This is a genomic window from Pseudomonas sp. 10B238, assembly GCF_000970615.1.
In the GTDB taxonomy this organism is placed as follows: domain Bacteria; phylum Pseudomonadota; class Gammaproteobacteria; order Pseudomonadales; family Pseudomonadaceae; genus Stutzerimonas.
On the sequence record NZ_KQ033935.1, the window covers coordinates 85,218 to 106,804 of the forward strand.

At 61.0% G+C, this 21,587-nt stretch carries 18 protein-coding genes; 10 read left to right on the forward strand and 8 right to left on the reverse strand.

Going from position 1 to position 21,587, the window contains the following annotated elements; translation table 11 throughout:
• The first annotated feature begins 92 nt into the window (after positions 1 to 92).
• From glmU to glmS, 3 genes are all read left to right on the forward strand, one after another.
• Positions 93 to 1,457 (forward strand): bifunctional UDP-N-acetylglucosamine diphosphorylase/glucosamine-1-phosphate N-acetyltransferase GlmU, encoded by a 1,365-nt coding sequence (glmU, locus tag RT21_RS14655; protein WP_046163282.1) that lies wholly within the window; start codon positions 93 to 95, stop codon positions 1,455 to 1,457.
• A 584-nt stretch (positions 1,458 to 2,041) separates the two neighbouring features.
• Positions 2,042 to 2,824, forward strand: a complete 783-nt coding sequence (locus RT21_RS14660) for a DeoR/GlpR family DNA-binding transcription regulator (RefSeq protein ID WP_046163283.1) — start codon at positions 2,042 to 2,044, stop codon at positions 2,822 to 2,824.
• Between the two features lie 2 nt (positions 2,825 to 2,826).
• Complete coding sequence (glmS, locus tag RT21_RS14665; RefSeq protein WP_046163284.1) at positions 2,827 to 4,677, forward strand: glutamine--fructose-6-phosphate transaminase (isomerizing); 1,851 nt, start codon at positions 2,827 to 2,829, stop codon at positions 4,675 to 4,677.
• Between the two features lie 57 nt (positions 4,678 to 4,734).
• On the opposite strand, the gene RT21_RS14670 is transcribed toward glmS, so the two are convergent.
• From RT21_RS14670 to RT21_RS14685, 4 genes are all read right to left on the reverse strand, one after another.
• Positions 4,735 to 5,277, reverse strand: a complete 543-nt coding sequence (locus RT21_RS14670; protein ID WP_046163285.1) for a biliverdin-producing heme oxygenase — start codon at positions 5,275 to 5,277, stop codon at positions 4,735 to 4,737.
• Entirely contained in the window at positions 5,277 to 7,679 is a 2,403-nt protein-coding gene (locus RT21_RS14675) for a hybrid sensor histidine kinase/response regulator (protein WP_046163286.1), read from the reverse strand. The genes RT21_RS14670 and RT21_RS14675 overlap by 1 nt, the downstream gene beginning before the upstream one ends.
• A gap of 68 nt (positions 7,680 to 7,747) precedes the next feature.
• A complete protein-coding gene (locus RT21_RS14680) occupies positions 7,748 to 8,233 on the reverse strand; it encodes a response regulator (protein ID WP_046163287.1) in 486 nt (161 codons plus the stop codon).
• Positions 8,234 to 8,246: 13 nt separating this feature from the next.
• Positions 8,247 to 10,502 carry an ATP-binding protein gene (locus RT21_RS14685; protein WP_046163288.1) on the reverse strand — a complete coding sequence of 752 codons (2,256 nt, stop codon included), beginning with the start codon at positions 10,500 to 10,502 and terminating at the stop codon, positions 8,247 to 8,249.
• A 226-nt stretch (positions 10,503 to 10,728) separates the two neighbouring features.
• Between RT21_RS14685 and RT21_RS14690 the strand changes: the two genes are divergently transcribed.
• Complete coding sequence (locus RT21_RS14690; protein WP_046163289.1) at positions 10,729 to 11,136, forward strand: SMI1/KNR4 family protein; 408 nt, start codon at positions 10,729 to 10,731, stop codon at positions 11,134 to 11,136.
• Positions 11,137 to 11,191: 55 nt separating this feature from the next.
• Positions 11,192 to 11,566, forward strand: coding sequence for a DUF3301 domain-containing protein (locus RT21_RS14695; RefSeq protein WP_046163396.1), 375 nt, complete (start codon positions 11,192 to 11,194; stop codon positions 11,564 to 11,566).
• A gap of 9 nt (positions 11,567 to 11,575) precedes the next feature.
• Here RT21_RS14695 and RT21_RS14700 read toward each other — a convergent pair whose 3' ends face one another.
• Positions 11,576 to 12,538 carry a CobW family GTP-binding protein gene (locus tag RT21_RS14700; RefSeq protein WP_046163290.1) on the reverse strand — a complete coding sequence of 321 codons (963 nt, stop codon included), beginning with the start codon at positions 12,536 to 12,538 and terminating at the stop codon, positions 11,576 to 11,578.
• A 90-nt stretch (positions 12,539 to 12,628) separates the two neighbouring features.
• Between RT21_RS14700 and RT21_RS14705 the strand changes: the two genes are divergently transcribed.
• Entirely contained in the window at positions 12,629 to 12,985 is a 357-nt protein-coding gene (locus RT21_RS14705) for a hypothetical protein (RefSeq protein WP_046163291.1), read from the forward strand.
• 46 nt (positions 12,986 to 13,031) lie between these two features.
• Here the strand turns inward: RT21_RS14705 and RT21_RS14710 are convergent, their stop codons facing one another.
• Positions 13,032 to 13,556, reverse strand: a complete 525-nt coding sequence (locus RT21_RS14710) for a DUF3617 domain-containing protein (RefSeq protein WP_046163292.1) — start codon at positions 13,554 to 13,556, stop codon at positions 13,032 to 13,034.
• Between the two features lie 151 nt (positions 13,557 to 13,707).
• Between RT21_RS14710 and RT21_RS14715 the strand changes: the two genes are divergently transcribed.
• From RT21_RS14715 to RT21_RS14730, 4 genes are all read left to right on the forward strand, one after another.
• Positions 13,708 to 14,226, forward strand: a complete 519-nt coding sequence (locus RT21_RS14715; RefSeq protein WP_046163293.1) for a sigma-70 family RNA polymerase sigma factor — start codon at positions 13,708 to 13,710, stop codon at positions 14,224 to 14,226.
• Positions 14,223 to 15,161: a FecR domain-containing protein gene (locus RT21_RS14720; protein ID WP_046163294.1), complete on the forward strand. Its 939-nt coding sequence runs from the start codon at positions 14,223 to 14,225 to the stop codon at positions 15,159 to 15,161. The genes RT21_RS14715 and RT21_RS14720 overlap by 4 nt, the downstream gene beginning before the upstream one ends.
• Before the next feature lie 112 nt (positions 15,162 to 15,273).
• Entirely contained in the window at positions 15,274 to 17,751 is a 2,478-nt protein-coding gene (locus RT21_RS14725; RefSeq protein ID WP_046163295.1) for a TonB-dependent siderophore receptor, read from the forward strand.
• Positions 17,752 to 17,818: 67 nt separating this feature from the next.
• A complete protein-coding gene (locus RT21_RS14730) occupies positions 17,819 to 19,003 on the forward strand; it encodes a PepSY-associated TM helix domain-containing protein (RefSeq protein ID WP_046163296.1) in 1,185 nt (394 codons plus the stop codon).
• 98 nt (positions 19,004 to 19,101) lie between these two features.
• Here RT21_RS14730 and RT21_RS14735 read toward each other — a convergent pair whose 3' ends face one another.
• Both RT21_RS14735 and RT21_RS14740 read right to left on the reverse strand, forming a co-directional pair.
• Positions 19,102 to 19,503 (reverse strand): DUF1850 domain-containing protein, encoded by a 402-nt coding sequence (locus RT21_RS14735; protein ID WP_046163297.1) that lies wholly within the window; start codon positions 19,501 to 19,503, stop codon positions 19,102 to 19,104.
• Positions 19,500 to 21,533, reverse strand: a complete 2,034-nt coding sequence (locus RT21_RS14740) for a TRAP transporter permease (protein WP_046163298.1) — start codon at positions 21,531 to 21,533, stop codon at positions 19,500 to 19,502. Before RT21_RS14740 ends, RT21_RS14735 begins: the two co-directional genes overlap by 4 nt.
• Between the last annotated feature and the right edge of the window lie 54 nt (positions 21,534 to 21,587).

A 21,587-nucleotide genomic window follows, 5' to 3' on the forward strand; every position in this document is an offset into this window, starting at 1 on the left:
TAAAAGGGTAGCCTTGGCTACCCTTTTTCTTTTTCTGCCACTTGGAAATAACCCCCGCGTCGGCCTGCGGCTACGTTTGTTCAGGATCTGCCATGTCTCTCGATATCGTCATTCTCGCTGCTGGTCAGGGCACGCGCATGCGCTCTGCCCTGCCGAAAGTTCTGCACCCTGTTGCCGGTCAATCCATGCTCGGGCATGTCATTGACACCGCTCGCGCACTCAAGCCGAAGGCCATCCATGTTGTGATCGGCCACGGTGCCGAGCGGGTTCGTGAACAGCTGGCAGCAGATGATCTGAATTTCGTCGTGCAGGCCGAGCAGTTGGGTACAGGCCACGCCGTGGCTCAGGCGCTTCCGGCATTGTCGGCCGAGCGTGTGCTGATTCTTTATGGTGATGTACCGCTGATCGAAGCGGCGACGCTCGAACGACTCCTGCAGCAAGTGAATCCGCAGCAGCTCGCTTTGCTCACGGTGGATCTAGCCGACCCGAGTGGCTACGGACGGATCGTGCGGGACGAACAAGGTGTGGTTCAGGCAATCGTCGAGCACAAGGATGCCTCGGCTGAGCAGAAACTCATCTCGGAAGGCAATACTGGCATTCTCGCGGTCCCGGGTGAGCGGCTCGGTGATTGGCTGGGTAGACTTTCAAACAGCAACGCCCAGGGTGAGTACTACCTGACTGATGTGATCGCCATGGCCGTGGCCGATGGCCTGGTGGTGGCTACCGAACAACCGTTGCATGCGATGGAAGTCCAGGGCGCTAACGATCGCATTCAGCTGGCTGAGCTTGAGCGGCACTATCAGCAGCGCGCCGCGCGCCGTTTGATGGCGCAGGGTGTCACCCTGCGAGATCCGGCGCGCTTCGACTTGCGCGGTGAGGTCACCGTTGGACGTGACGTGCTGATTGATGTGAACGTGATCCTCGAAGGCAAGGTGTTGATCGAGGACGGTGTGGAGATCGGCCCAAATTGCGTGATCCGCAACAGTACGCTGCGCCGCGGTTCGGTGGTCAAGGCCAACAGTCATCTGGAAGGCGCCGAGCTTGGCGAAGCCGCCGATTGCGGACCGTTTGCCCGTTTGCGTCCCGGCGCGGTATTGGGCGCCAAAGCGCACGTCGGCAACTTCGTTGAGGTGAAGAACTCAAGCCTGGGTGATGGCGCCAAGGCCGGTCACCTGGCTTATCTAGGTGATGCGGAAATTGGCGCTCGGACCAATATTGGCGCCGGCACCATTACCTGCAATTACGACGGTGCAAACAAGTTCCGCACGGTGATGGGCGAGGATGTTTTCATTGGCTCCAACAGTTCGTTGGTTGCCCCGGTCACCTTAGGCGATGGCGCGACCATTGGCGCAGGCTCGGTGATTACAGCCGACGTCCCAGCCGGAACTCTGGCCCTCGGGCGGGCGCGGCAAGCATTGATCACGGGCTGGCGACGGCCGCAGAAAAAGCAGAAATAGTGCCCGATGCCGATCAATGGAGCATGCGCTGGCGGGAGCGTGCCGAGCTTATTCACGTGATCGTTCCCTGGGCTGGCCGTTGATGTTGCGATCATACGAGTGCTGGTCAGTGCTTCCCTCTACCAATCGCGTCATGCAAATCGTACAGGTGAGCGCCTTGAGCAGCGCAACCCTTGAGCAATCTCGCGCAACAAGCTACTGGACTGCCGTCTGGCTTAGACCCTGCCTACGGAGCGTCGGTCAACGAGGCCTATCGGTACGTCCAGGGCTTCGTCCGACACCTGCTGCCGTAGCATGAGCAAGCCATCGAGTGCATGCCTAATGCGTTCGAACTGCGCGAAGCCCGCTTTCAGGCCAACCCGAAGCTAATCGGGATCTGTACGGCGCTGGTTGGCTTGCCCTTAATGTAGACTCCCGCCCGCAGCGTGCCCCCGCCGGTCGAAGCTGTTGCGGCGACGCTGAACGATATCGCTAGCGGCGAGGGAATTCGACCACGTTGTTGGCCTTCATCGGTGGCAGGAGTTGACTGAGTCGCTGGATTAGGTTTTGATTCGCCAAATATTCTTTCGAACCGAAACTTAACTATGTCGAAACGCAACACTCCGCAACGACGTCACGCCATACTCGCCTTGCTCAACGAGCAGGGCGAGGTCAGCGTCGATGAGTTGTCCAGGCGTTTCGAAACCTCCGAAGTGACCATTCGCAAAGACCTCGCCGCGCTAGAGAAGAACGGCTTGCTGTTGCGCCGCTACGGCGGTGCGGTGCCCTTGCCGCAGGAGCTGATCGGCGACAGCGCGCAGCCAGTCTCGCTCTGGAAGCAAGCCATCGCCCGAGCGGCTGTCGGGTGCATTCGCGAACATGCGCGAATCATCATCGACAGTGGCACCACTACCGCGGCGATGATCCCGCAGCTGGGTCACAAGCACGGTCTGTTGGTCATGACCAATTCCCTGAGTGTCGCCAACGCGTTGCGTGAGCTGGAACATGAGCCGACACTGCTGATGACTGGTGGTACCTGGGATCCGCATTCCGAGTCGTTCCAGGGGCAGGTGGCAGAACAGGTGCTGCGCTCTTACGACTTCGATCAGTTGTTCATCGGGGCAGATGGTATCGATCTGCAGCGTGGCACCACCACCTTCAATGAGCTACTCGGCCTGTCACGGGTCATGGCCGAAGTCGCGCGCGAAGTCATCGTGCTCGCCGAGTCCGACAAGATCGGCCGACGTATACCCAATCTGGAGTTGCCCTGGGGCGACATTCATACCCTCATCACGGACGAACGCCTCACCCCCGAGGCGCGTTCAAGCATTCAGGCCCGCGGCGTCAAACTGATCTGCGCGGCCGTCGAACCCCATCAGGAGACCTGACCATGTGTGGCATCGTTGGCGCCGTCGCTGAACGCAATATCACCCCGATCCTGCTCGAAGGCCTCAAGCGCCTGGAATACCGTGGCTATGACAGCGCTGGCGTCGCCGTGCTGGACGACGGTTGCCACCTGCACCGTCTGCGACGTTCCGGCAAGGTCGCCGAGCTGGAACAGGCTCAACAGGAAGAGCAGCTCACTGGTCGCCTGGGTATTGCGCATACCCGTTGGGCGACCCATGGAGCACCTTGCGAGCGCAACGCCCATCCACACTTTTCCGGCGACGACCTCGCGGTGGTGCACAACGGCATCATCGAAAACCACGAGGCGCTGCGTCAGCAATTGAAGGGGTTGGGTTATACCTTCCTCTCAGATACCGATACTGAAGTCATTGTCCATCTGCTGCACCACAAGCTCGGCGAGTTGGGCGATCTGACCGTCGCCCTGAAGTCAGCGGTCAAGGAGCTGCATGGCGCCTATGGCCTGGCTGTGGTCAGCGCTAAGCAGCCCGATCGTTTGCTCGCCGCCCGCAGCGGCAGCCCGCTGGTGATCGGCCTGGGGCTGGGTGAGAATTTCCTCGCCTCCGATCAGCTGGCTCTGCGTCAGGTGACCGACCGTTTCATGTACCTGGAAGAAGGTGACATTGCCGAGATCCGCCGCGACAGCGTGAAGATCTGGGACGTCGACGGCCAGGCCGTTGAGCGTGAAAGCGTGCAATACCACGAGGGCGCCGAGGCAGCAGACAAGGGCGAGTATCGGCATTTCATGCTCAAGGAAATTCATGAGCAGCCCAAGGTGGTGCAACGCACCCTCGAAGGCCGCCTTGGTGATCATCAGGTGTTGGTTCAGGCGTTCGGCCCGCAGGCGGCGGAGTTGTTCGCCAAGGTGCGTAACGTGCAGATCGTCGCCTGTGGCACTAGCTATCACGCCGGAATGGTTGCTCGCTACTGGCTGGAAGAGCTGGCTGGTATTCCGTGTCAGGTAGAGGTCGCCAGCGAATTTCGCTACCGCAAGGTTGTGGTGCAGCCCGACACCCTGTTCGTCACCATTTCCCAGTCTGGCGAAACCGCTGATTCGCTCGCCGCGCTGCGCAACGCCAAGTCACGTACCGAAGGGGAAGGGCGTTACCTCGCCAGTCTGGCCATCTGCAACGTTGGTATCAGCTCGCTGGTCCGCGAGTCAGACCTGACCCTGTTGACCCAGGCCGGTCCGGAGATCGGCGTGGCCTCGACCAAGGCGTTCACCACTCAGCTGGTTGGCCTGTTGCTGCTGACCCTGTCGCTGGGTCAGGTACGCGGCACCTTGGCGCCGGCTCTGGAAGCGGAGCTGATCGACGAATTGCGCCGCCTACCGACGCGTCTCGGTGAGGCGCTGGCCATGGATACCACGGTGGAAAAGATCTCCGAGCACTTTGCCGAGAAGCACCACACCTTGTTTCTCGGCCGAGGTGCGCAGTATCCGGTGGCCATGGAAGGCGCGCTGAAGCTCAAGGAGATTTCCTACATTCACGCCGAGGCCTATCCGGCCGGTGAGCTCAAGCATGGCCCCTTGGCGCTGGTCGACGCAGACATGCCAGTGGTTACCGTGGCACCGAACAATGAGTTGCTGGAAAAGCTTAAATCCAACCTCCAGGAAGTGCGCGCGCGCGGCGGAGAGCTGATTGTTTTCGCGGACCGCGAAGCGGGCATCGAAAACGGCGAGGGCACCTTTATTGTCAGCATGCCGCACATTCACGACGTGCTGGCGCCGATCCTCTATACCATCCCCTTGCAGCTGCTTTCCTACTACGTCGCTGTCCTGCGGGGCACTGACGTCGATCAGCCGCGCAACCTGGCCAAATCAGTAACCGTGGAATAGCGGTTGAGGTCCTCAACGTCTGTTGTAAGCAGAAAAGCCCGAAAGGGCTTTTCTGTTTTACGGCCTGTTCGACCGGGCTGCGCTCAGGAAGCGTTCGAAGGATGCATGCGCACCGGCCAGCACCTCGGACCAACCGCAGGCCGCTGCCTGCTGTTCCAGCTCCTGCAGAAAGCTCGGCCAAAACGGCGTTGCGTTGCCGTGACTTAGATAGCGTAGCGGGGCGGAGGGGTTGGCTTCTGCCACGCGTCGTGCCAGTACACGTCCACCCAGGCGTGACCCTTCAATGACGTATGCTGCGCCCCAGCACCAACCGGATGAGGGTGCTGTGTCAGCCTGCGCTGACGTGGGTTCCGTACAACCCAACGCCTGCAGATCTGCAAGCAATGCCTGACGCCTGCTGCGCTGGGACCAGTCATTGAGCATCGTTTCGATGCCCGCCTGCTCCAGCGTGAGTTCTAACGGGATGAGCGCTTGCGCATGGGCCTGTAGAAAAGCTCGGTAGCCTTCGGTCTGATCCAGCGGATAGGCCGAAAAGGCAGCGTCGACGCGTTCATGCTGAAGCGTGGTGGCTGCGCGCAGGCGATTTCGCACACTGTCCATCAGGCCGAGCTGCTTTCTTTCAGAACCATGCTCAGCTTTCGCACCAAGTGTTCTTCACGAAAGGGCTTCTGGATGATGGTCGAGCTACCCATACCCAGTTCGCCGAGCTCGGCGTACCCGGTGATGAACACCACGGGCAGCTTGGGATAGCGAGACGAGACTGCACGGGCGAGTTCACCCCCGTTCATGCCTGGCATGGCGAAATCTGCAAGCAGCAGATCCACCGCCGCGCCCTGTTCGAGCATCTCCAAGGCCATACGACCACCGTCGGCCTGAACCACTGCGTAGCCCAGATTGCTCAGCATCTGTGCGGTTACTTCGCGCACGGCGGGATCGTCGTCGACCAGCAGCACTTTATACGAGGCGTCGTCGACGGGCGTGCCCAGCTCATGGTCCGGGACGCCGAGGCTGCGTTCCGGTGCGGTCACTCGAGGCAGATAGACCATCACTGTGGTACCGACGCCCAGCTCAGTCTCGATGCGCGCTCCGCCACCGGATTGCTTGGCGAAACCGAACACTTGCGCCAAACCGAGCCCTGAGCCTTTACCCACTTCCTTGGTCGTGAAGAAGGGCTCGAAAGCTTTTTGCAGCACCTCGTCGCTCATGCCTGAACCGGTGTCCTTCACCGAGAGGACGACGTACTCGCCTGGCCCAGGTTCTTCCGCCCGCTCCGCTGGTGCGGTGATCACCGCGTTGTCGGTACGCAGCGTGAGGCAGCCGCCGGAGCCCATAGCGTCGCGTGCGTTGATGGCGAGATTGAGGATGATCATCTCGATCTGTGTAGGGTCGACCAGCGCGTGCCAGAGTCCTGCACGGGTGTCGGTTTCGATGGTCACGGAACCGCCCAGGGTGCTGTGCAACAGGCTCAAGAGACCGACCAGTGTGTCGTTCAGGTCCACAGCTTTGGGGGCGAGTTGCTGTCTGCGAGCGAACGCAAGCAGCTGACTGGTCAGGGTTGCGCCGCGTTCGCCGGATTCCTGGATGTACTGGAGGCGGCTGAGCGATTTAGCCAGTGGCGCGCCTCGTTCCAGATCATTTTTGAGGAAGCTGGCGCTGGTCAGGATCACCGTCAGCAGATTGTTGAAGTCATGTGCGACGCCCGCCGTGAGCTGGCCAACCGCCTCGAGCCGTTGCATCTGCTGCAGGGTGGCTTCGATGCGCTCGCGCTCTTTGATCTGTTCGGTCAATTCGCGGTTGGCCGCCGCGAGCTTGTCCACCGCTGCAATTTCGCTGGTGATGTCGCGCGCGGCGGCGTACATCATTCCCGCCTCCGGTACCGCAGTCCAGGACAGCCAGCGGTAGCTGCCATCGCAATGTTGCATGCGGTTGACGAAGCGGTCGGTGACGTTGCCGCTGCGAATCCGTTCGGTTTCTGCGTGAGTCGCTGTGAGGTCATCGGTATGAACCAGCGACCACAACGGCGTATTGAGCAGCTGTTCACGCGGCCAGCCAAGCGCTTCCTCCCAGGCGGGGTTGAGCGCAAGCACGGTGGTGTCGAACCGCATGACGGCAAGCAGGTCTCTGGACAGCTCCCAGGTGCGGTCACGTTCCCGGGTGCGCTCTTCCACACGCTCACCCAAGGTTTCGTTCATGCGCTTGAGCGCTTCGGTCGCCAGCCGCTGCTCGGTCACGTCCATCACTACACCGATGAAGCGTTTACACAGTCCATCTTCAAAAAACGCCTGACCGCGGGTTTCGAACCAGCGGACCTGGCCGCACTCAAGCATGATCCGATAGTCGGTGGTGTATTCCTTGTCGCCATCGTCGGTGCTGATGGCGTCCCAGATATGCTCGCGCATACGCTGCAAGTCGTCGGGGTGGCACAGCGACTCGAATACCTGGATGTCCACCGGCGCCTCGCCCGGTAAGCCGAACATGCTCCGACAGCGCCGGTCTAGGATCATCGTGCCGTTTTGTGGTTCGTAATCCCACATGCCGAGCCCGGCAGCATCGATTGCCAATCGGGCTCTTACCTCGACCTCACGCAACGCTTCTTCTGCGCGGAGGCGCCCGCGCCGTTCCTGCACCTCACTGAGAGCCCGCTCGACCGCCTTCGGCAGAAATCCAAGGTTCTGCTTGAGCACATAGTCGACGGCGCCCGATCGCATCATGTTGACCGCATGTTCTTCGCCGAACACACCGGACAGAAAGATGAACGGCGTTTCGGGCGCCAGTTGCCTAGCTTCCTGCAGTACCAGGCTGCCGGAATAACCGGGGAGGATGAAGTCGGAAAGAATCAGATCGAAGGAGCGACGTTGCAAGGCTTCGACTACGCCCGCGTGGTCGAAAACCACTTCGCTATCGACGGTGTAGCCGCTCCTTTCGAGCGTGACGAGCGCCAGTTCAGCGTCGTGCGGGCTGTCTTCAACAAACAGGACGCAGATAGGTGTTGTCGCCGGCATAACCATCCTGTCGCGGATACCGCACTACTTGAAAGGAGTTCTGCTTAGGAGCCTTAAACATGAGCGTTTTAGCTCGGCTCCTCGCTGCTCTTGCGATCCCGAAGTTGGCGCTGCAACCGCAGCGATCCGGGTGGCGGCTCGTTTAGCACGGCCCAGAAAATCCCCAGATCGGAGATGGCGGCGACGAAATCTCGGAATTCGACCGGCTTGACCACGTAAGCGTTCACTCCGAGTTCATAAGCCCTGACCAGATCGGGCTCTTCACGAGAGGAGGTGAGCATCACCACTGGGATACTGCGTAGATCAGGCGTGTCGCGTACGTTCTTCAGCACCTCCAGCCCGTCGACTTTAGGCAGCTTGAGGTCGAGCAGGAGCACGGCTGGGTTGCCATCGGCGCGGCCGGCGTGATCGCCGCGGCGGAGCAGGTAATCCAGCGCCTCGGCACCATCACGCATGACAATCACGTCATTGGCCAACTGGCTGCGCTCGAGCGCAACCAAGGTCAGCTCGAGATCGTGTGGATTGTCCTCTACCAGCAGAATCGGTTTGAGCATCTAGAGTCCCGTACTAAATGGGTGACGCGTAGGTAAGTCTGGGGAGCGAAAAGAAGAAGGTTGCGCCCTGGTTAACCTCGCCGTTGGCCCAGACCTGACCATCATGGCGTTCGATGATGCGGCGCACGCTGGCGAGACCAATCCCAGTGCCTTCGAATTCTTCCATGCGATGCAGGCGCTGAAAGACGCCGAACAGTTTGTTGGCGTATTGCATGTTGAAGCCCACACCGTTGTCGCGGACGTAGACGATGATCTCTTCAGCGCGCTCTTCGGCGCCGATTTCGATGATTGCGCGCTCGCGTTTGCGGCTGTACTTGATCGCGTTCGAGATCAGGTTGCGCAACGCCATGTGGATGAAAGCAGCGTCGGCGACCACGATAGGCAGGGGATGAACGTGCCATTCTATTTCGCGGCCGTCGCAGTCCGGTGCCATTTCCTGACGAATGGATTCAACCAGCGCGGAAAGATTCACATCGGACAAGCGCAGCGCGGCGCGGCCCATCTGGGAAAAGCTCAGCAAGTTGTCGACGAGGGTCCCTGCAAATCGGGCCGCATCGCCGATATTGTCTAGAAAGCGCAGGCCACGTTCGCTGAGCTTGCTGCCTTCAAGCTCACCGAGCAGCTCGGCGTACCCGGCAATATGCCGCAACGGCGCCCGTAGGTCGTGGGAAACGCTGTATGAAAACGACTCGAGTTCCTTGTTACTTTCGCGCAGCTCGCCCGCCAGCTGGGCCATCTCTTCTGCCTTGCGCAGGACGATACCGAGCACCGCGGTACGCAGCTCCAGCGCACCCTCCAACTCTACTTGCTGCCAAGGTGACGCATAGCCGCGTACGGTCTCCTGCCAGCTTGCAAAGCTGTGGCGTGGCGACAGGCTGCCCTTACTGTCGATGCGTTTCTCTGGCTGGCCGGCCCAATTGACCGTCTTGATCTGTTCGCGTCGGAACCAGATCAGGTAATGGGGGTGCAGGCGGGAGATAGAAATGGCCAGCAAGCCGGCGCAATGCTCGGCCAGTTCAGGAATAGCCGGTACATCTCGGCTGACGCAGTCGGTGCTGAACACCAGCTGGTCGCGCTGCTGGGACAGCCAATGAGTGAGTCGCACCAGTAAGGCTGCCGGCGGCGTTTCGCCCACCGGTTCGGAGTGTTCGCCGGAGACGATGGCGCTACCGACCGCACCGGCGAAATCCAGTACGACCTTCGGCAGGCACTTGAAGCCTTCAATAACGCTGTCGCGGTCGGCCATTGACGAGAGCATTTCGACGATCTGCCGTCGCAGTTCGAGCTTGCGCTGCGCCAGGGTTGCTGCTTCCTTGGCTTCGATTTGCAGCGACATAATGCGTCCAAGGAGTTCGCAGGCCGTTCGGGTCTGGTAGTTGACCTGGCGAGGCCTGGCATCGTGGCAGGAGATCAGACCCCACAGGCGCCCCTGAATGACGATGGAGATCGACATCGAAGCCAGCGTGCCCATGTTGCGCATGTATTGCAGGTGAACCGGCGACACGCTGCGCAACGAGGCGAAACTCAGGTCCAGCGGCTCTCCGTCGGGGGTGAGCGTGGGTACGACCGGAGAGGGTTTGTAATTGGCGTCCTGGATCACGCGGATCAGGTTGTTGCAGTAGAGTTGGCGTGCCTGTGGCGGGATATCCGAGGCGGGAAAGCACAGGCCCAGATAATGCGGATAACCTTCGTCAGCCTGTTCTGCCAACACATGGCCGTTGCCCTGGGCGTCGAACCGATAGGCTTTGACCCGACCGAACCCGGTGATGCGCTTGACCTCATCAACGGCCAGTTGGCAGATGTATTGAAGGTCTTGCGCCTCCTGCAGCTGCACGACGAAAGTGCGCATCAAGGGGTATAGCTTGTCGTATGCCGCGCCTGGGCTGCCGGCTGATTCGAATTCGACGATCAGCTTGCCGTGGTAACGGTGCGCCATAAGAGCCAGCGGCGGATGGTTGCTTCGGCCAGGCAGGTTGAAATTGATGTCTCGCAGATGAAAGGGATTGTGGTCATCGTCAGTCAGACTGGCGAGCCCTTCGGAAAAGCCGCAGTCACCGATGAGTTCCGTCAGAGGCTGACCCAGCAGCATGTGCGCATCGACGCCAAGCCAGTCACGAACGTTTTCGCTGGCCTGGGTAATCGTCAGTCTTGGCTCGCTGAGCACCAGCAGAAAGCCGTGGGGCTGAATGCTGCCGGGGATATGGATGGGCTCATCGCCGCATTGGGCAATGGCCTTGGCGAGCATGTCTTGGTCTTCGATGGATGCCACAATTTCTCCTGTCCGCCCCGGTACGGGCTAATGGCGACGAGCAGGCACCAATTGCGGTTGCTACCTTATGGTCTGAGACTGCAAGACGGATTAATGATTAGCTGCGAAACCTGCCGGTGCGCCATTTTTTCAAAACGGCAAATACTTTAGCGCGACTGGTACTGGCTAGCCAATGCGAGGGCTTGTATAAACGGCGCATTCTTAAGACCGTCAAAGGGGGACCGTCATGGAGGAAGTGATCGAGCAGCTGCGTGAGCTAAGCGAGCCGGTACCGGTACCGCTCGAGTTGCCGGACGATGACCGGTTGGTCGAGGTCGAGGAGGAGTTGCTAATCAACTTACCCTTTGGTCTGCGCGAGTATCTGCTCACCGTCAGCGATGTGATCTATGGGCGTCTGGAACCGGTAACTGCCGTCGATCCGCAATCGCACACCTATCTGCCCGAAGTGGCCGCGAGCGCTTGGGACGCAGGCGTGGAGCGAGACCTGCTACCTCTCTGCCAGGACGGGCCGGACTTTTATGTAGTCGATCTTGAAGGTGAGGTCATGCTGTTCAATGGCAGCGAGCATGAGATGACGGACGAAAGCTGGGAGTCGGTCTGGCACTGGGCGCGCGACGTTTGGCTGGAGAGTTGATGGACGTCTCGGCCACCACGCGCCGGCCGTGCGCCGGCAGCTGGCTGCCGCACGCATGATGACCCTCGGCAACCTGTTCGTCTTTCTCCTGCTGCTCTCCGCTGGCGCCTGGCTGTGGCACTCCCATGGCATTCGCGAAAGGGCGCTCATCGCGGTGCGGCAGCATTGTAAAAAGATGGATGTAGAACTGCTCGATGGGAACGTAGCCTTTCGCCGTCTCGGGCTGATTCGTGATGCGCGCGGTTATCGCCGCTTCGCGCGGGTCTACGGTTTCGAGTTCACGGTGACTGGCGAGCAGCGCCATCAGGGCAGCATCGTGATGTTTGGTGGACGCCAGGGCCCCATCGAAATGGAGGCGCATCCGTTTCCCGCGCGTCAGGATTCAGGGCAGATCATCCAGATGGACGAATGGCGCCGTCGAGGCGAGTAGGCGTACAGCTCATAGACGACAGGCGATCATCGCGTCATTCAGACGTTTTTCATTCTGGGGCTCTGCGAAGATCAGTTCGAGGCGAGAATCCTTGCGCCATTCGCTGGGCCTGAAGACCAGGCTTTGGCCACCCAGTGCGTTAAGTGATTGCCAGCCCTGTGCACCCTGTATAACCAGCTTGGCACGGCACCAGTCCAGCGATTCCAGCCATGCTGTTACCCGCTCCAAATCAAAGCGCTGGCTGGGGTGCCAACGCCAGCCAATGCTCCAGCCTTCGGCATTTCCCTGGCTCTGGCAGAGCGGTTGCTGCGGGTCGAGCCAGACACTGCCAAGGGTGGCTATAGAGGAGGGCAACGCAGGCATGGTCACCGCGTGCCCAGCGCGCTGACCGATGCCCGGCAACTCCGTGATCGGCAGCTGTCCCTGTTGCGTCCAGCAGATCGGTATCGCTGGCAGCAGCGCTTGCACTGCCCGTCGTTCGGCTTGCCCTAAATCTTCGCTCTTGTTTATCACCAGCAAGCCACAACGCTGCAGCGATTGCGTCTGACTCACCGGGAGCTTTTCGCCACGCAGCAGCGCCGGCCCATCAATGACCGCCACGCTGGGCTGCAGCGCTAACACGTCTCGCCACGGTGGGCCTGCCAGTTGATCGAGCAGCTCGGCAGGATGGCCCAGGCCAGAGGGTTCGATGAACAATCGGTCCGGCTTTGCTTTGCGCAGGAGTCGACCCAGACCCACCTGGAAGGGCACGCCGTTCACGCAGCACAGGCATCCACCGGCGACTTCCGTCAGGCTCACGCCTGCGTCGTCGGTGCTCAGCAGCGCTGCATCGAGCCCGATCTGTCCGAACTCGTTGATCAGGATCGCCCAGCGCTCGTTGGAAGGCCGCTGCGCCAGCAGGGCGCGTATCAGGCTGGTCTTGCCAGCACCAAGTGAGCCGCTGATGAGATGTGTCGGGATATGGGAGAGCATCGCGCTATGGTGCGCATTCTGCTGAACAGAGGAAAGCGGTTTTCAGACCTGCATGCTAGAGTCGCGACGTCCGATCGGGAGGAACCGGTGATGCGTTCGCTGTACGTGCTGCTAATGATGGTGGGGCTTTGCGCCGAGGCGTTTGCAGAAGGCTGCATTGTTCGCAGCCAGGATGATCGGGTTGAAGTGAAGGTCTGCCAGCAGAATCAAAGCATTCCTGAAACGCTGTTCCGCACCGGTTTTTGCCAGCCTGCTCTTAAAGACAAGAAGGTTGAAGTGACCTTCGTCGAGCAATGCCCAGCTGGGTCCTTCGGTATCTGCCGCAACGCTCAGGTATCCAACATGCCGTATCGCCAGGACATTCATTATTACGGCGTGGCCAGCGATGCACGTTTTCTGAAGCCCGCCTGCGAGCAGAACAGCGCCGGCGAATGGGTGACTGAATAACCACCTAGCTCTGGGCGTTGCGTTCCACGTGAAACGTCCGCGTTAGCTAGCTCTGAGGCTTCAGCGTACCGCAGTCCTCGCCGAGCCACTGGCCGCGCGACTGCATCCGGCTGGTGCCCTGCTGTTCACCCACGGCGTACGTCGTCTCGATCATGTTGGCCACTTCCCGGTTGCTGATGATCTTCGTCTCGCCCTGGCCCTTCGCATCCGGGCACTCGAAACGGAATCGCCACAGGCTGTCGGTCTGCTCGAGCACTTCCTGCGTGCAGCCGGGCTCGTCCTGGAAGGGCAGCTTGCGTGATTCGACCTGAGCTTCGCTCAGGCAGAGCCGAATGCCACCGGAACCCAGCTCAACGCCTTGTTCGGCGAGCATGCTCTCCATCATCTTGCGCTGTTCGGGCGGCAGCTCTTTCATCTGCGCCAGCATTTCGGCCATGCCCGGCATTTCCATGCCGTCCACGACCAGTTTTTCACTGGTGAACTCCCATAGACCAGGCAGCAACTGCTCAGCCTGAGCGGGCAGGGAGGCGGCGGATAGTGCAGCTAGGGTGAGCCAGGCGAAGCGGATCATAAGGGATCTCCTGCAGTCAGATGTCCGATAGCCTAGTCCAGCCATCCAAAAGCCCCAACCCGCGATTGAAACACCAAAGAAGAAAACCTCGTGGTCTTTTGTTGATGAGAAGCGTTAGCATTAGCGTCCTTCGAGTGAAAGGCGGCGAAACATGGCAGCTGACGGGTTGGTTCGGCAACAACTGGTGCATCGGCTCTATGTCGACCATCAGGGCTGGCTGAACGGTTGGTTGCGGCGCCAGCTGGGCTGCAGCCAGAAGGCCGCCGACTTGGCTCAGGACACCTTCGTTCGGGTGCTGAGCAAGGATCAGGGGCTGGATGCGATCCGTGAACCGCGCGCCTACCTGCACATAATCGCCCGTGGCCTGTTGATCAACCATTGGCGTCGGCGGCAGATCGAGCAGGCGTATCTGGAAGCCATCGCGCTGCAACCCGAGGCGGTCGCGCCGTCACCGGAATCCCAGGCGCTGGTGGTCGAAACGCTGATGCAGGTCGAGGCCATGCTGGCTCGCCTGCCGGAAAAGGTGCGGCGCGCGTTTCTTCTGTCGCAGCTGCATGGCCTGACTTACGCAGCCATCGCGCTGGAGGTTGGCGTGTCCGAGCGGATGGTCAAAAAGTACATGGCGCAGGCCATGCTGCACTGCCTGACCCTGATCGAGGACGACGCGTGAATCTCGATTACCAGGTACTGCAGGCAGCTGCCCAGTGGTTTGCTGTACTGCAGTCGGACACCGTTAGCGATGACGACCGCCAAGCCTGGCGGCGCTGGCTCAGCGATCCGGAGCACGATCGGGCGTGGCAGCGTGTCGAGCAGATCAGCGGCCGTTTCGAGCCGCTCTCCCGCGATCCGTTTGGCGTCGAGGCGAGCAGCTTGATGCAGCGTCGGCAGCCGACACGACGGCAGGCGCTGAAAACCCTGTCCGTCGTTTTCGGTGGTGGTGTTCTGGCTCTGGCGGGCGGCGGCACGCCCTGGCGCAGCTGGACGGCCGATCAACGCACGGCGGTGGGCGAGGTGCGCGATTGGCAATTGCCCGAGGGTTCGCACCTGAGGCTGAACACCAACAGCGCCGTGGACGTCGCGCTCAATGATCAGGTTCGCCAACTGTCGCTTTACCGGGGCGAGCTGTTGGTGCAGGTGAGCCACGAACGGCGTCCCTTGTTGCTGCGCACCGCCGAGGGCAGCGTGAAGGCCGAAGCTGCTGCGCGGTTTTCGGTGTTGCAGCGCGACGGGCATACCCGGCTCAGCGTTTTCGATGGCGCTGTCGAGGCCCGGCCCGCCAACGGCCGATCGCGCATGGCGCACCAAGGACAGCAGCTGGACTTCACCGACCTTCGCATCGAGGCTGAACGTCCGGTTCAATCGGGACGGCAGGCCTGGGCGAGCAGGGTACTGCTTGCCGATAACCTTCGCCTGGATGAGTTCATCGCCGAAGTGGGGCGCTATCGGCAGGGTTACCTGGGTTGCGATCCTCGGATTGCCGGCTTGCGTGTCGTCGGTGCCTACCCACTGGCCGATACCGACCGAGTGCTGGACGTGGTTGCCAGCACGCTGTCGCTGCGCGTGAATCGCCGGCTGCCCTGGTGGGTAAGCCTGGAGCCGGCATAGCCACGCTAGTGGAGCCAGAGCAAAAATATTTCGTTGGGTGGTTCCCTTTTCTTTTCGCTCGCTGGGCATAACCGCATCGATCCCGAATTTGCCTTCGCAGAAAGGAAGAATCATGCGCTCCAATGCCTTGCCTCCCCGCCGTTCCAACCCACTGTCTCGGGCCGTCCGTGCCGCGCTGCTCTGTTTGCCACTGACGGCGATTGCTGCCGCTCCTGTGGCTCTGGCGCAATCGGCGGCTGAGCAAACTGCACGGCGCTATGACATCCCAGCCGGTTCCCTGTCCAGCGCACTGAGCCGTTTCGCGGGCGAGGCGGGGGTGATGCTGTCCGTCGATGGCAGCCTCGTGGACCGCCGCGACTCCAGCGGTTTGCAGGGCCAGTACGGCGTGGATGAGGGCTTTCAAACCTTGCTGCGCGGCAGCGGTTTGCAGGCGGTCCGTGACGAGCGCGGGACCTATTCGCTGGTGCCGGCTCGCGAGCAAGCCGGAGCCGTGGAGCTCAAGCCCATGGTGGTCGAGGGCTTCGCGCTGGGAAACGCACTGGGTGAGATGGACGGCTACAAGGCGACGCACAGCAGCGTGGCGACCAAGACGAGCATGCCCTTGGCTGAAACGTCCCAGACCGTGTCCGTGGTCACGCGCCAGCAGATTGAGGACCAAGGCTCGCGCTCCATCGCGCAGGCGGTTCGATACACGCCAGGTCTGATGAGCACGCCCTATGGCGCGACGACCCGATACGACTACGTTGCCATGCGTGGTATCACCGACGGCTCGGTGGATAACCTCTACCTCGACGGCCAGAAGCTGCTGGGTGATAGCGGCACCTACAGCAGCCTGCAGGTCGACCCGTATTTCATCGAGCGTATCGACATTCTCAAGGGACCGTCGTCGGTGCTCTACGGGCGCAGCCTACCGGGCGGACTGGTGGCGATGACTAGCAAGAAGCCGCAATACCAGACGAGTCGGCAGATACGTCTGTCCTACGGCAGTGAGGACAACAAGCAGGTCGCATTCGACTTCACCGGGCCGTTGGAAGACGAGCGCATTGCCTACCGCCTGGTCGGTGTCGCGAAGGATGCCGACAACCAGGTCGATGGCATTGAGGAACAGCGTTACGCCGTGATGCCCTCGCTGAGCATCGACTTCACCGAAGACACCCGGCTCACGCTGCAGGCAATGCTCCAGCGCGATCCTGAAAGCGGATATCACGGGGGCCTCCCAGCCGACGGCACCGTCACCTCCCACAACGGCCAGCGCATCTCGCGCAGCTTCTTCGAGGGCGACGAGGACTACGAGCAGTTCGAGCGCGACCAGCAGATGGTCGGCTATCAGCTGGAACACCGCTTCAACGATACGGTGTCGGCGCGGCAGAACTTCCAGTACCTCGATTCCACCGTTGAGTCAGGTCAGGTCTACCAATACGGCTACGCCACCACTGACGAGTTGGTGCGCTACTACACGGGTGCCGATGAGGTATTGCATGCCTGGACGCTGGATAACCAGCTGCAGTTCCTGTTCGATACCGGTGCGCTCAGCCATACCCTAGTCACTGGGCTGGATTACCAACGGCGCAAGGCCAAGGTCAGTTACAACGCGGCAACCGGAGTGGGCACCGTCAACCCCTACACCAGCGTGGCCAACCCAGGCAGTCTTGCGTTTTATCACCAGTACGACGAGGCACGGGAGCTGCAACAAACCGGCCTTTATGTGCAGGATCTGATCAGCCTGAACAACTGGCGTTTCTCCCTGGGCATGCGTCAGGACTGGGTGGACGTTTCCTTCGATCAGACCGAATCCCAGTACGGCGACCAGTCCGATCAATCCAAACTCGAGCAATTCACCGGGCGAGTCGGTGTGCTCTATGCGTTCGACAACGGTCTGTCGCCGTACGTCAGCTATTCGGAGTCGTTCAACCCCAACGCGACGGGTGCTTATAACTACAGCAACGGTGCCTACAACATCACCCTGCTTGACCCGACCGAAGGCGAGCAGGTCGAAGTCGGCCTGAAGTATCAGCCGCTGGGCACCGATGATCTCTACACGATTTCGCTGTTCGATTTGAAACAGTCCAATCTGTCCAGCAAGGACTCCAACGAGAACTTCTTCCGCTCTGTGGGCGAGATCACCTCCCGTGGCGTGGAACTCGAAGCGCGCGTGAACCCGCTGGACAACCTCAACGTCATCGCCAGCTACACCTACATGGACGTCGAGTACAGCAAGGATTACGTCGGCACCGCCGGGGTCAACAACCGCGGCAATACGCCCAACGCGGTGGCGCGCAACATGGCATCGCTATGGACTGACTACACCTTCGAGCAGGGCGCAATCGCGGGCCTGCAGATCGGTGGCGGCATGCGCTACTTCGGCAAGAGCTGGGCGGACGCGGAGAACACGCTGCGCATACCGTCCTACACGCTCTATGACGCCATGCTGGGCTATGACCTGTCGCGTGTTGGGCTCGACGGGCTCAGCGCGCAACTGAACCTGAACAACCTGACCGACGAGAAATACGTCGCGGCCTGCAATAGCCTCAACCAGTGCTACTACGGCGAATCCCGCAACGTCATGGCGACCCTGACCTACGACTTCTAAGCCCTGTCGCTAGCCGCTGGCCTTCATCGGCCGGCGGCTTTGTGCTTTCTGCGAGATGGACACTTTGATGCGTCGAGTTCTAGTTCTGCTGCACCGCTATATCGGCCTGGCCACGGCGCTGTTCCTGTTTTTGGCGGGCATCACCGGCAGTGTGTTGGCCTTCCACCACGAGCTGGACGAGTGGCTCAACCCCGAGTTCTACCACACCGCCAGCGAAGGCTCGGTGCTGGCGCCTGGAGCGTTGGTCGAGCGGGTCGAGCAGGCCAACCCGCGTATGCAGGTCTGGTACATGGAGTTCCCCGATGAGCCGGGACATGCGGCGCTAATGGCCCTGGTGCCGCGCAACGATCCGCAAACCAGCAAGCCCTACGACGTAGAGCCCGTAGTGCAATACCTCGATGCGGTGACCGGCGAGCTTGTCGGCACGCGCCACTGGGGTGAGTGCTGCTTTTCGCGCAAGAATTTCGTGCCCTTCATGCTGGAGTTTCACTACAACCTGACCTTGCCCGGCAATTGGGGCATCTGGCTGATGGGTGTCGTCGCAATATTCTGGACCCTCGACTGTTTCGTCTCCCTGCTGCTGACCTTTCCACGTGGTCGGCCGTTCTTCGGCAAGTGGTGGACGGCCTGGAAGATCAAGCGGCAGCGGCTCAACCACGACGTGCATCGTGCGGGCGGCCTGTGGCTGTGGTTGCTGCTCACGCCGGTCGCCATCAGCAGTATTGCCATGAACCTGCCCGAACAGGTGTTCAAACCGGTGGTGTCGTTGTTTTCGCCAGTTGAGCCGAGCGTCTACGAGGCACGCGGCAGGTTGCCAGAGGCGGAGCTGGGCACCACTCAGTACGACTTCCACCGTGCTTACGACTATGCCATGCAGCACGCTGCCGACCTTGGCCTGAGCGAGCCGATTGGTGAGCTCTACTACAGCTTCGAATACAACTTCTATGGCGCTGGCTTCGGTGACCACGACAGCAACCAGGGCAACGCCTGGCTGTTCTTTCATGGCAGCGATGGCACGCAATTGCTGGGGCAGGAGATACCGGGGCAGGGCACCTTGGGTGAGCAGTTTCACATGCTGCAACCGGCAATACACGGCGGCCGCATCCTCGGTATGCCAGGGCGCATTCTGATCGCGGTATTGGGGTTGGCAATTGCCGTGCTGTCGGTGACCGGCGTGGTGATCTGGTGGCGCAAGTTGCGCGCCAGACAGGTGGCGGCGAGCAAGCGCAGAGCGACGTTGCAGGCCATCTGATAACCGCCGTAGGCGCTGAGCCAACGTAGGGTGGATCACGCTTCACCGATCAACCAGGCGATTTATGCGCCCCTAACGCGGCAAAGCCTCACCCAGAATCAGGAGGAGCCCACCGCCTGCGCGGCGCAGCTCCAGAGTTCCAGCGCGGGCTGGTCCGCTTTTGGCGGGCCAAGCCATTCGCTCAAGGCGTGACAACGCTGGTTGAAACACAGTTGATAATCCCCTGCTTCGGGGGTTCGCCCCACTCGCAAGGGTTGCAACGGCGGCATCTGGCGCTGGTAGTGCCAGGCCCCGTCACGCAGTTCGGCATCATCCGGAATTTCCATCCCGGCACCTGAACCCTTGACCCGCGCTTCGCCGAGCAGCAGCCCGTCCGGCGTCACGCGGTAATCCTCTTCCCAACGGATCTTCTCGATCGTATGGGTCCAGGCCAGGGTAAAGTCGGCCGTGGGCACCTGCGCCCACACCACCCCGGCCAAGCCCAGACAGAGTCCGATCACGCCAGTACCGGCCCGGCCCGGCGGGCACGCACGATGTGCTGAGCCATTAGCAGGATGCCGATACCAAAGCCGATTTCATCGGTGATCGGCATGGCCATGATCAGCGTCGCACCGGCGGCGAAGCCCAGCACCCGCTCCCACCAGGCCAGCGGTCGCTGCAGGTAGCCGATCGTGGCGATGCCCCAGAGACCAATGGCAAAGCTTGCCTTCAGCACCATGTACGCAGTCATCCACAGGCTGTCGCCCTGCATCATCAGCGACGGGTTGTAGACCGCCATGAACGGCACCACGAAGCCGGCAATGGCGATGCGCACCGCCCACATGCTGATTTTCAGCCCGGTTTCCTTGGCGATGGGCGCTGCTGCAAAGCAGGCCAGCGCGACAGGCGGTGTCAGGTCAGCCAGGATGCCGAAATAGAACACGAACATGTGCGAGACCAGCAGCGGAACGCCAAGGTCCAGCAGGGCCGGTGCGGCGATGGAGCTGGTGATGATGTAGTTGGGGATGGTCGGGATACCCATGCCCAGCACCAGGCAGGTGGCCATGGTCAGCAGCAGCGACAGGAAGAGGTTGTCCTCACCAACCGCGAGGATGTAGCCCGCAAAGGTCGAGGCCACACCGGTCAACGACACCACACCGATGATCACGCCGACCAGCGCACAGGCGATACCCACCGGAACCGCATGGCGCGCCCCTTCGACCAGCGCATGCAGGCATACCACCAGGGTGTCGCGCCCGCCCTTGATGAACCAGCAGATCGCTACCAGTACCGCGATGACCCCGAAGATCACCCCGATGCCGAGCTGGAAGAACCCGGCACATAGCACGCCCAGGGCGATCCAGAAGGCAATGCGCAAGCCGAATGACGAGACCTTGAGGATGATCGCCGAGCCGAGGATCACGATGGCCGTCAGTGCCAGGCCGACCATGCCCGAGAACAGTGGCGTACGCCCGGAAAACAGCAGATAAACCAGCACACCCAGTGGAATCAGCAGGTACCAGCGCTGCTTGACCGCGGCCATGGCGCTGGGGCATTCCTCTTTCGGCAAGCCTTTGAGGTTGGCGCGTTTGGCTTCCAGATGCACCATCCAGAACACCGAACCGAAGTAGAGCAGGGCCGGGATCAGCGCGGCCTTGGCGACTTCAATGAAGGGTACATTGATGGTTTCGGCCATGATGAACGCCACGGCGCCCATCACCGGCGGCATCATCTGGCTGCCCATGGAAGACGTTGCTTCCACACCGCCGGCAAACGCGGCCTTGTAGCCGAAGCGCTTCATCAGCGGAATGGTGAACTGGCCGGTGGTCACCACGTTGGCGACGCCGGAACCGGTGATGGTGCCCATCAGCGCCGAGGACACCACCGACACCTTGGCCGGCCCACCCAGCTTGTGGCCGAAGAGGCCCATGGCGAAGTCGGTGAACAGCTTGATCATCCCGGCCTGTTCGAGAAAAGCGCCGAACAGGATGAACAGAAAGATATAGGTCGCCGACACGTAGGTTGGCGTGCCGTAGAGCCCTTCGGTGCCAAAGGCGAGCTGGTTGACCATCTGATCGATGCCGTAGCCACGGTGCGCGAGATCGCCGGGCAGGTACTGGCCGAGCAGCCCGTAGGCAAGGAATGTCGCGCAGATGATCGGTAAGGCGATGCCCATGACCCGGCGAGCGGCTTCGAATACCAGGGCGATCAGCAGGACGCCAACGGCGAAATCGGTGGTCGTGAGATCGCCGGAGCGCTGGATCAGGTCAGCTTCGAAATACCACTGGTAGAACGCCGTGCCCATGCCCGCCAGGCCCAATACCCAGGCCAGCGGCTGCCAGGGGCGACCATTGCCCGCGGCTGGAAAGTACAGATAAACGACCATCAGCAGAAAGCCGACATGCCCGGCTCGCAGTACCTGGCTCGATACCGGGTGAAACGCCGCCATGACGATCTGGTAGATCGAGAACAGCAGGGCCACATAAAACAATGCTTTTGGCCAATCGGCTGCGCTACCTGCCAGGCCTTCCTCTTGTTGTAGTTCGCTCATGAATTGCCTCGAGCTGATAAAGCGTGGTCGCGTAGAGCCGCTAACAAAACCTGC

What these genes read in the sequence shown, in the direction of transcription:
- RT21_RS14715 (WP_046163293.1), top strand. Translation starts at nt 13,708, where the DNA reads ATGGCAGCTGACGGGTTGGTTCGGCAACAACTGGTGCATCGGCTCTAT.
- RT21_RS14660 (WP_046163283.1), top strand. Translation starts at nt 2,042, where the DNA reads ATGTCGAAACGCAACACTCCGCAACGACGTCACGCCATACTCGCCTTG.
- RT21_RS14705 (WP_046163291.1), top strand. Translation starts at nt 12,629, where the DNA reads ATGCGTTCGCTGTACGTGCTGCTAATGATGGTGGGGCTTTGCGCCGAG.
- RT21_RS14690 (WP_046163289.1), top strand. Translation starts at nt 10,729, where the DNA reads ATGGAGGAAGTGATCGAGCAGCTGCGTGAGCTAAGCGAGCCGGTACCG.
- RT21_RS14700 (WP_046163290.1), bottom strand. Translation starts at nt 12,538, where the DNA reads ATGCTCTCCCATATCCCGACACATCTCATCAGCGGCTCACTTGGTGCT.
- RT21_RS14675 (WP_046163286.1), bottom strand. Translation starts at nt 7,679, where the DNA reads ATGCCGGCGACAACACCTATCTGCGTCCTGTTTGTTGAAGACAGCCCG.
- RT21_RS14725 (WP_046163295.1), top strand. Translation starts at nt 15,274, where the DNA reads ATGCGCTCCAATGCCTTGCCTCCCCGCCGTTCCAACCCACTGTCTCGG.
- RT21_RS14680 (WP_046163287.1), bottom strand. Translation starts at nt 8,233, where the DNA reads ATGCTCAAACCGATTCTGCTGGTAGAGGACAATCCACACGATCTCGAG.
- glmU (WP_046163282.1), top strand. Translation starts at nt 93, where the DNA reads ATGTCTCTCGATATCGTCATTCTCGCTGCTGGTCAGGGCACGCGCATG.
- RT21_RS14710 (WP_046163292.1), bottom strand. Translation starts at nt 13,556, where the DNA reads ATGATCCGCTTCGCCTGGCTCACCCTAGCTGCACTATCCGCCGCCTCC.
- RT21_RS14740 (WP_046163298.1), bottom strand. Translation starts at nt 21,533, where the DNA reads ATGAGCGAACTACAACAAGAGGAAGGCCTGGCAGGTAGCGCAGCCGAT.
- RT21_RS14730 (WP_046163296.1), top strand. Translation starts at nt 17,819, where the DNA reads ATGCGTCGAGTTCTAGTTCTGCTGCACCGCTATATCGGCCTGGCCACG.
- RT21_RS14670 (WP_046163285.1), bottom strand. Translation starts at nt 5,277, where the DNA reads ATGGACAGTGTGCGAAATCGCCTGCGCGCAGCCACCACGCTTCAGCAT.
- glmS (WP_046163284.1), top strand. Translation starts at nt 2,827, where the DNA reads ATGTGTGGCATCGTTGGCGCCGTCGCTGAACGCAATATCACCCCGATC.
- RT21_RS14695 (WP_046163396.1), top strand. Translation starts at nt 11,192, where the DNA reads ATGATGACCCTCGGCAACCTGTTCGTCTTTCTCCTGCTGCTCTCCGCT.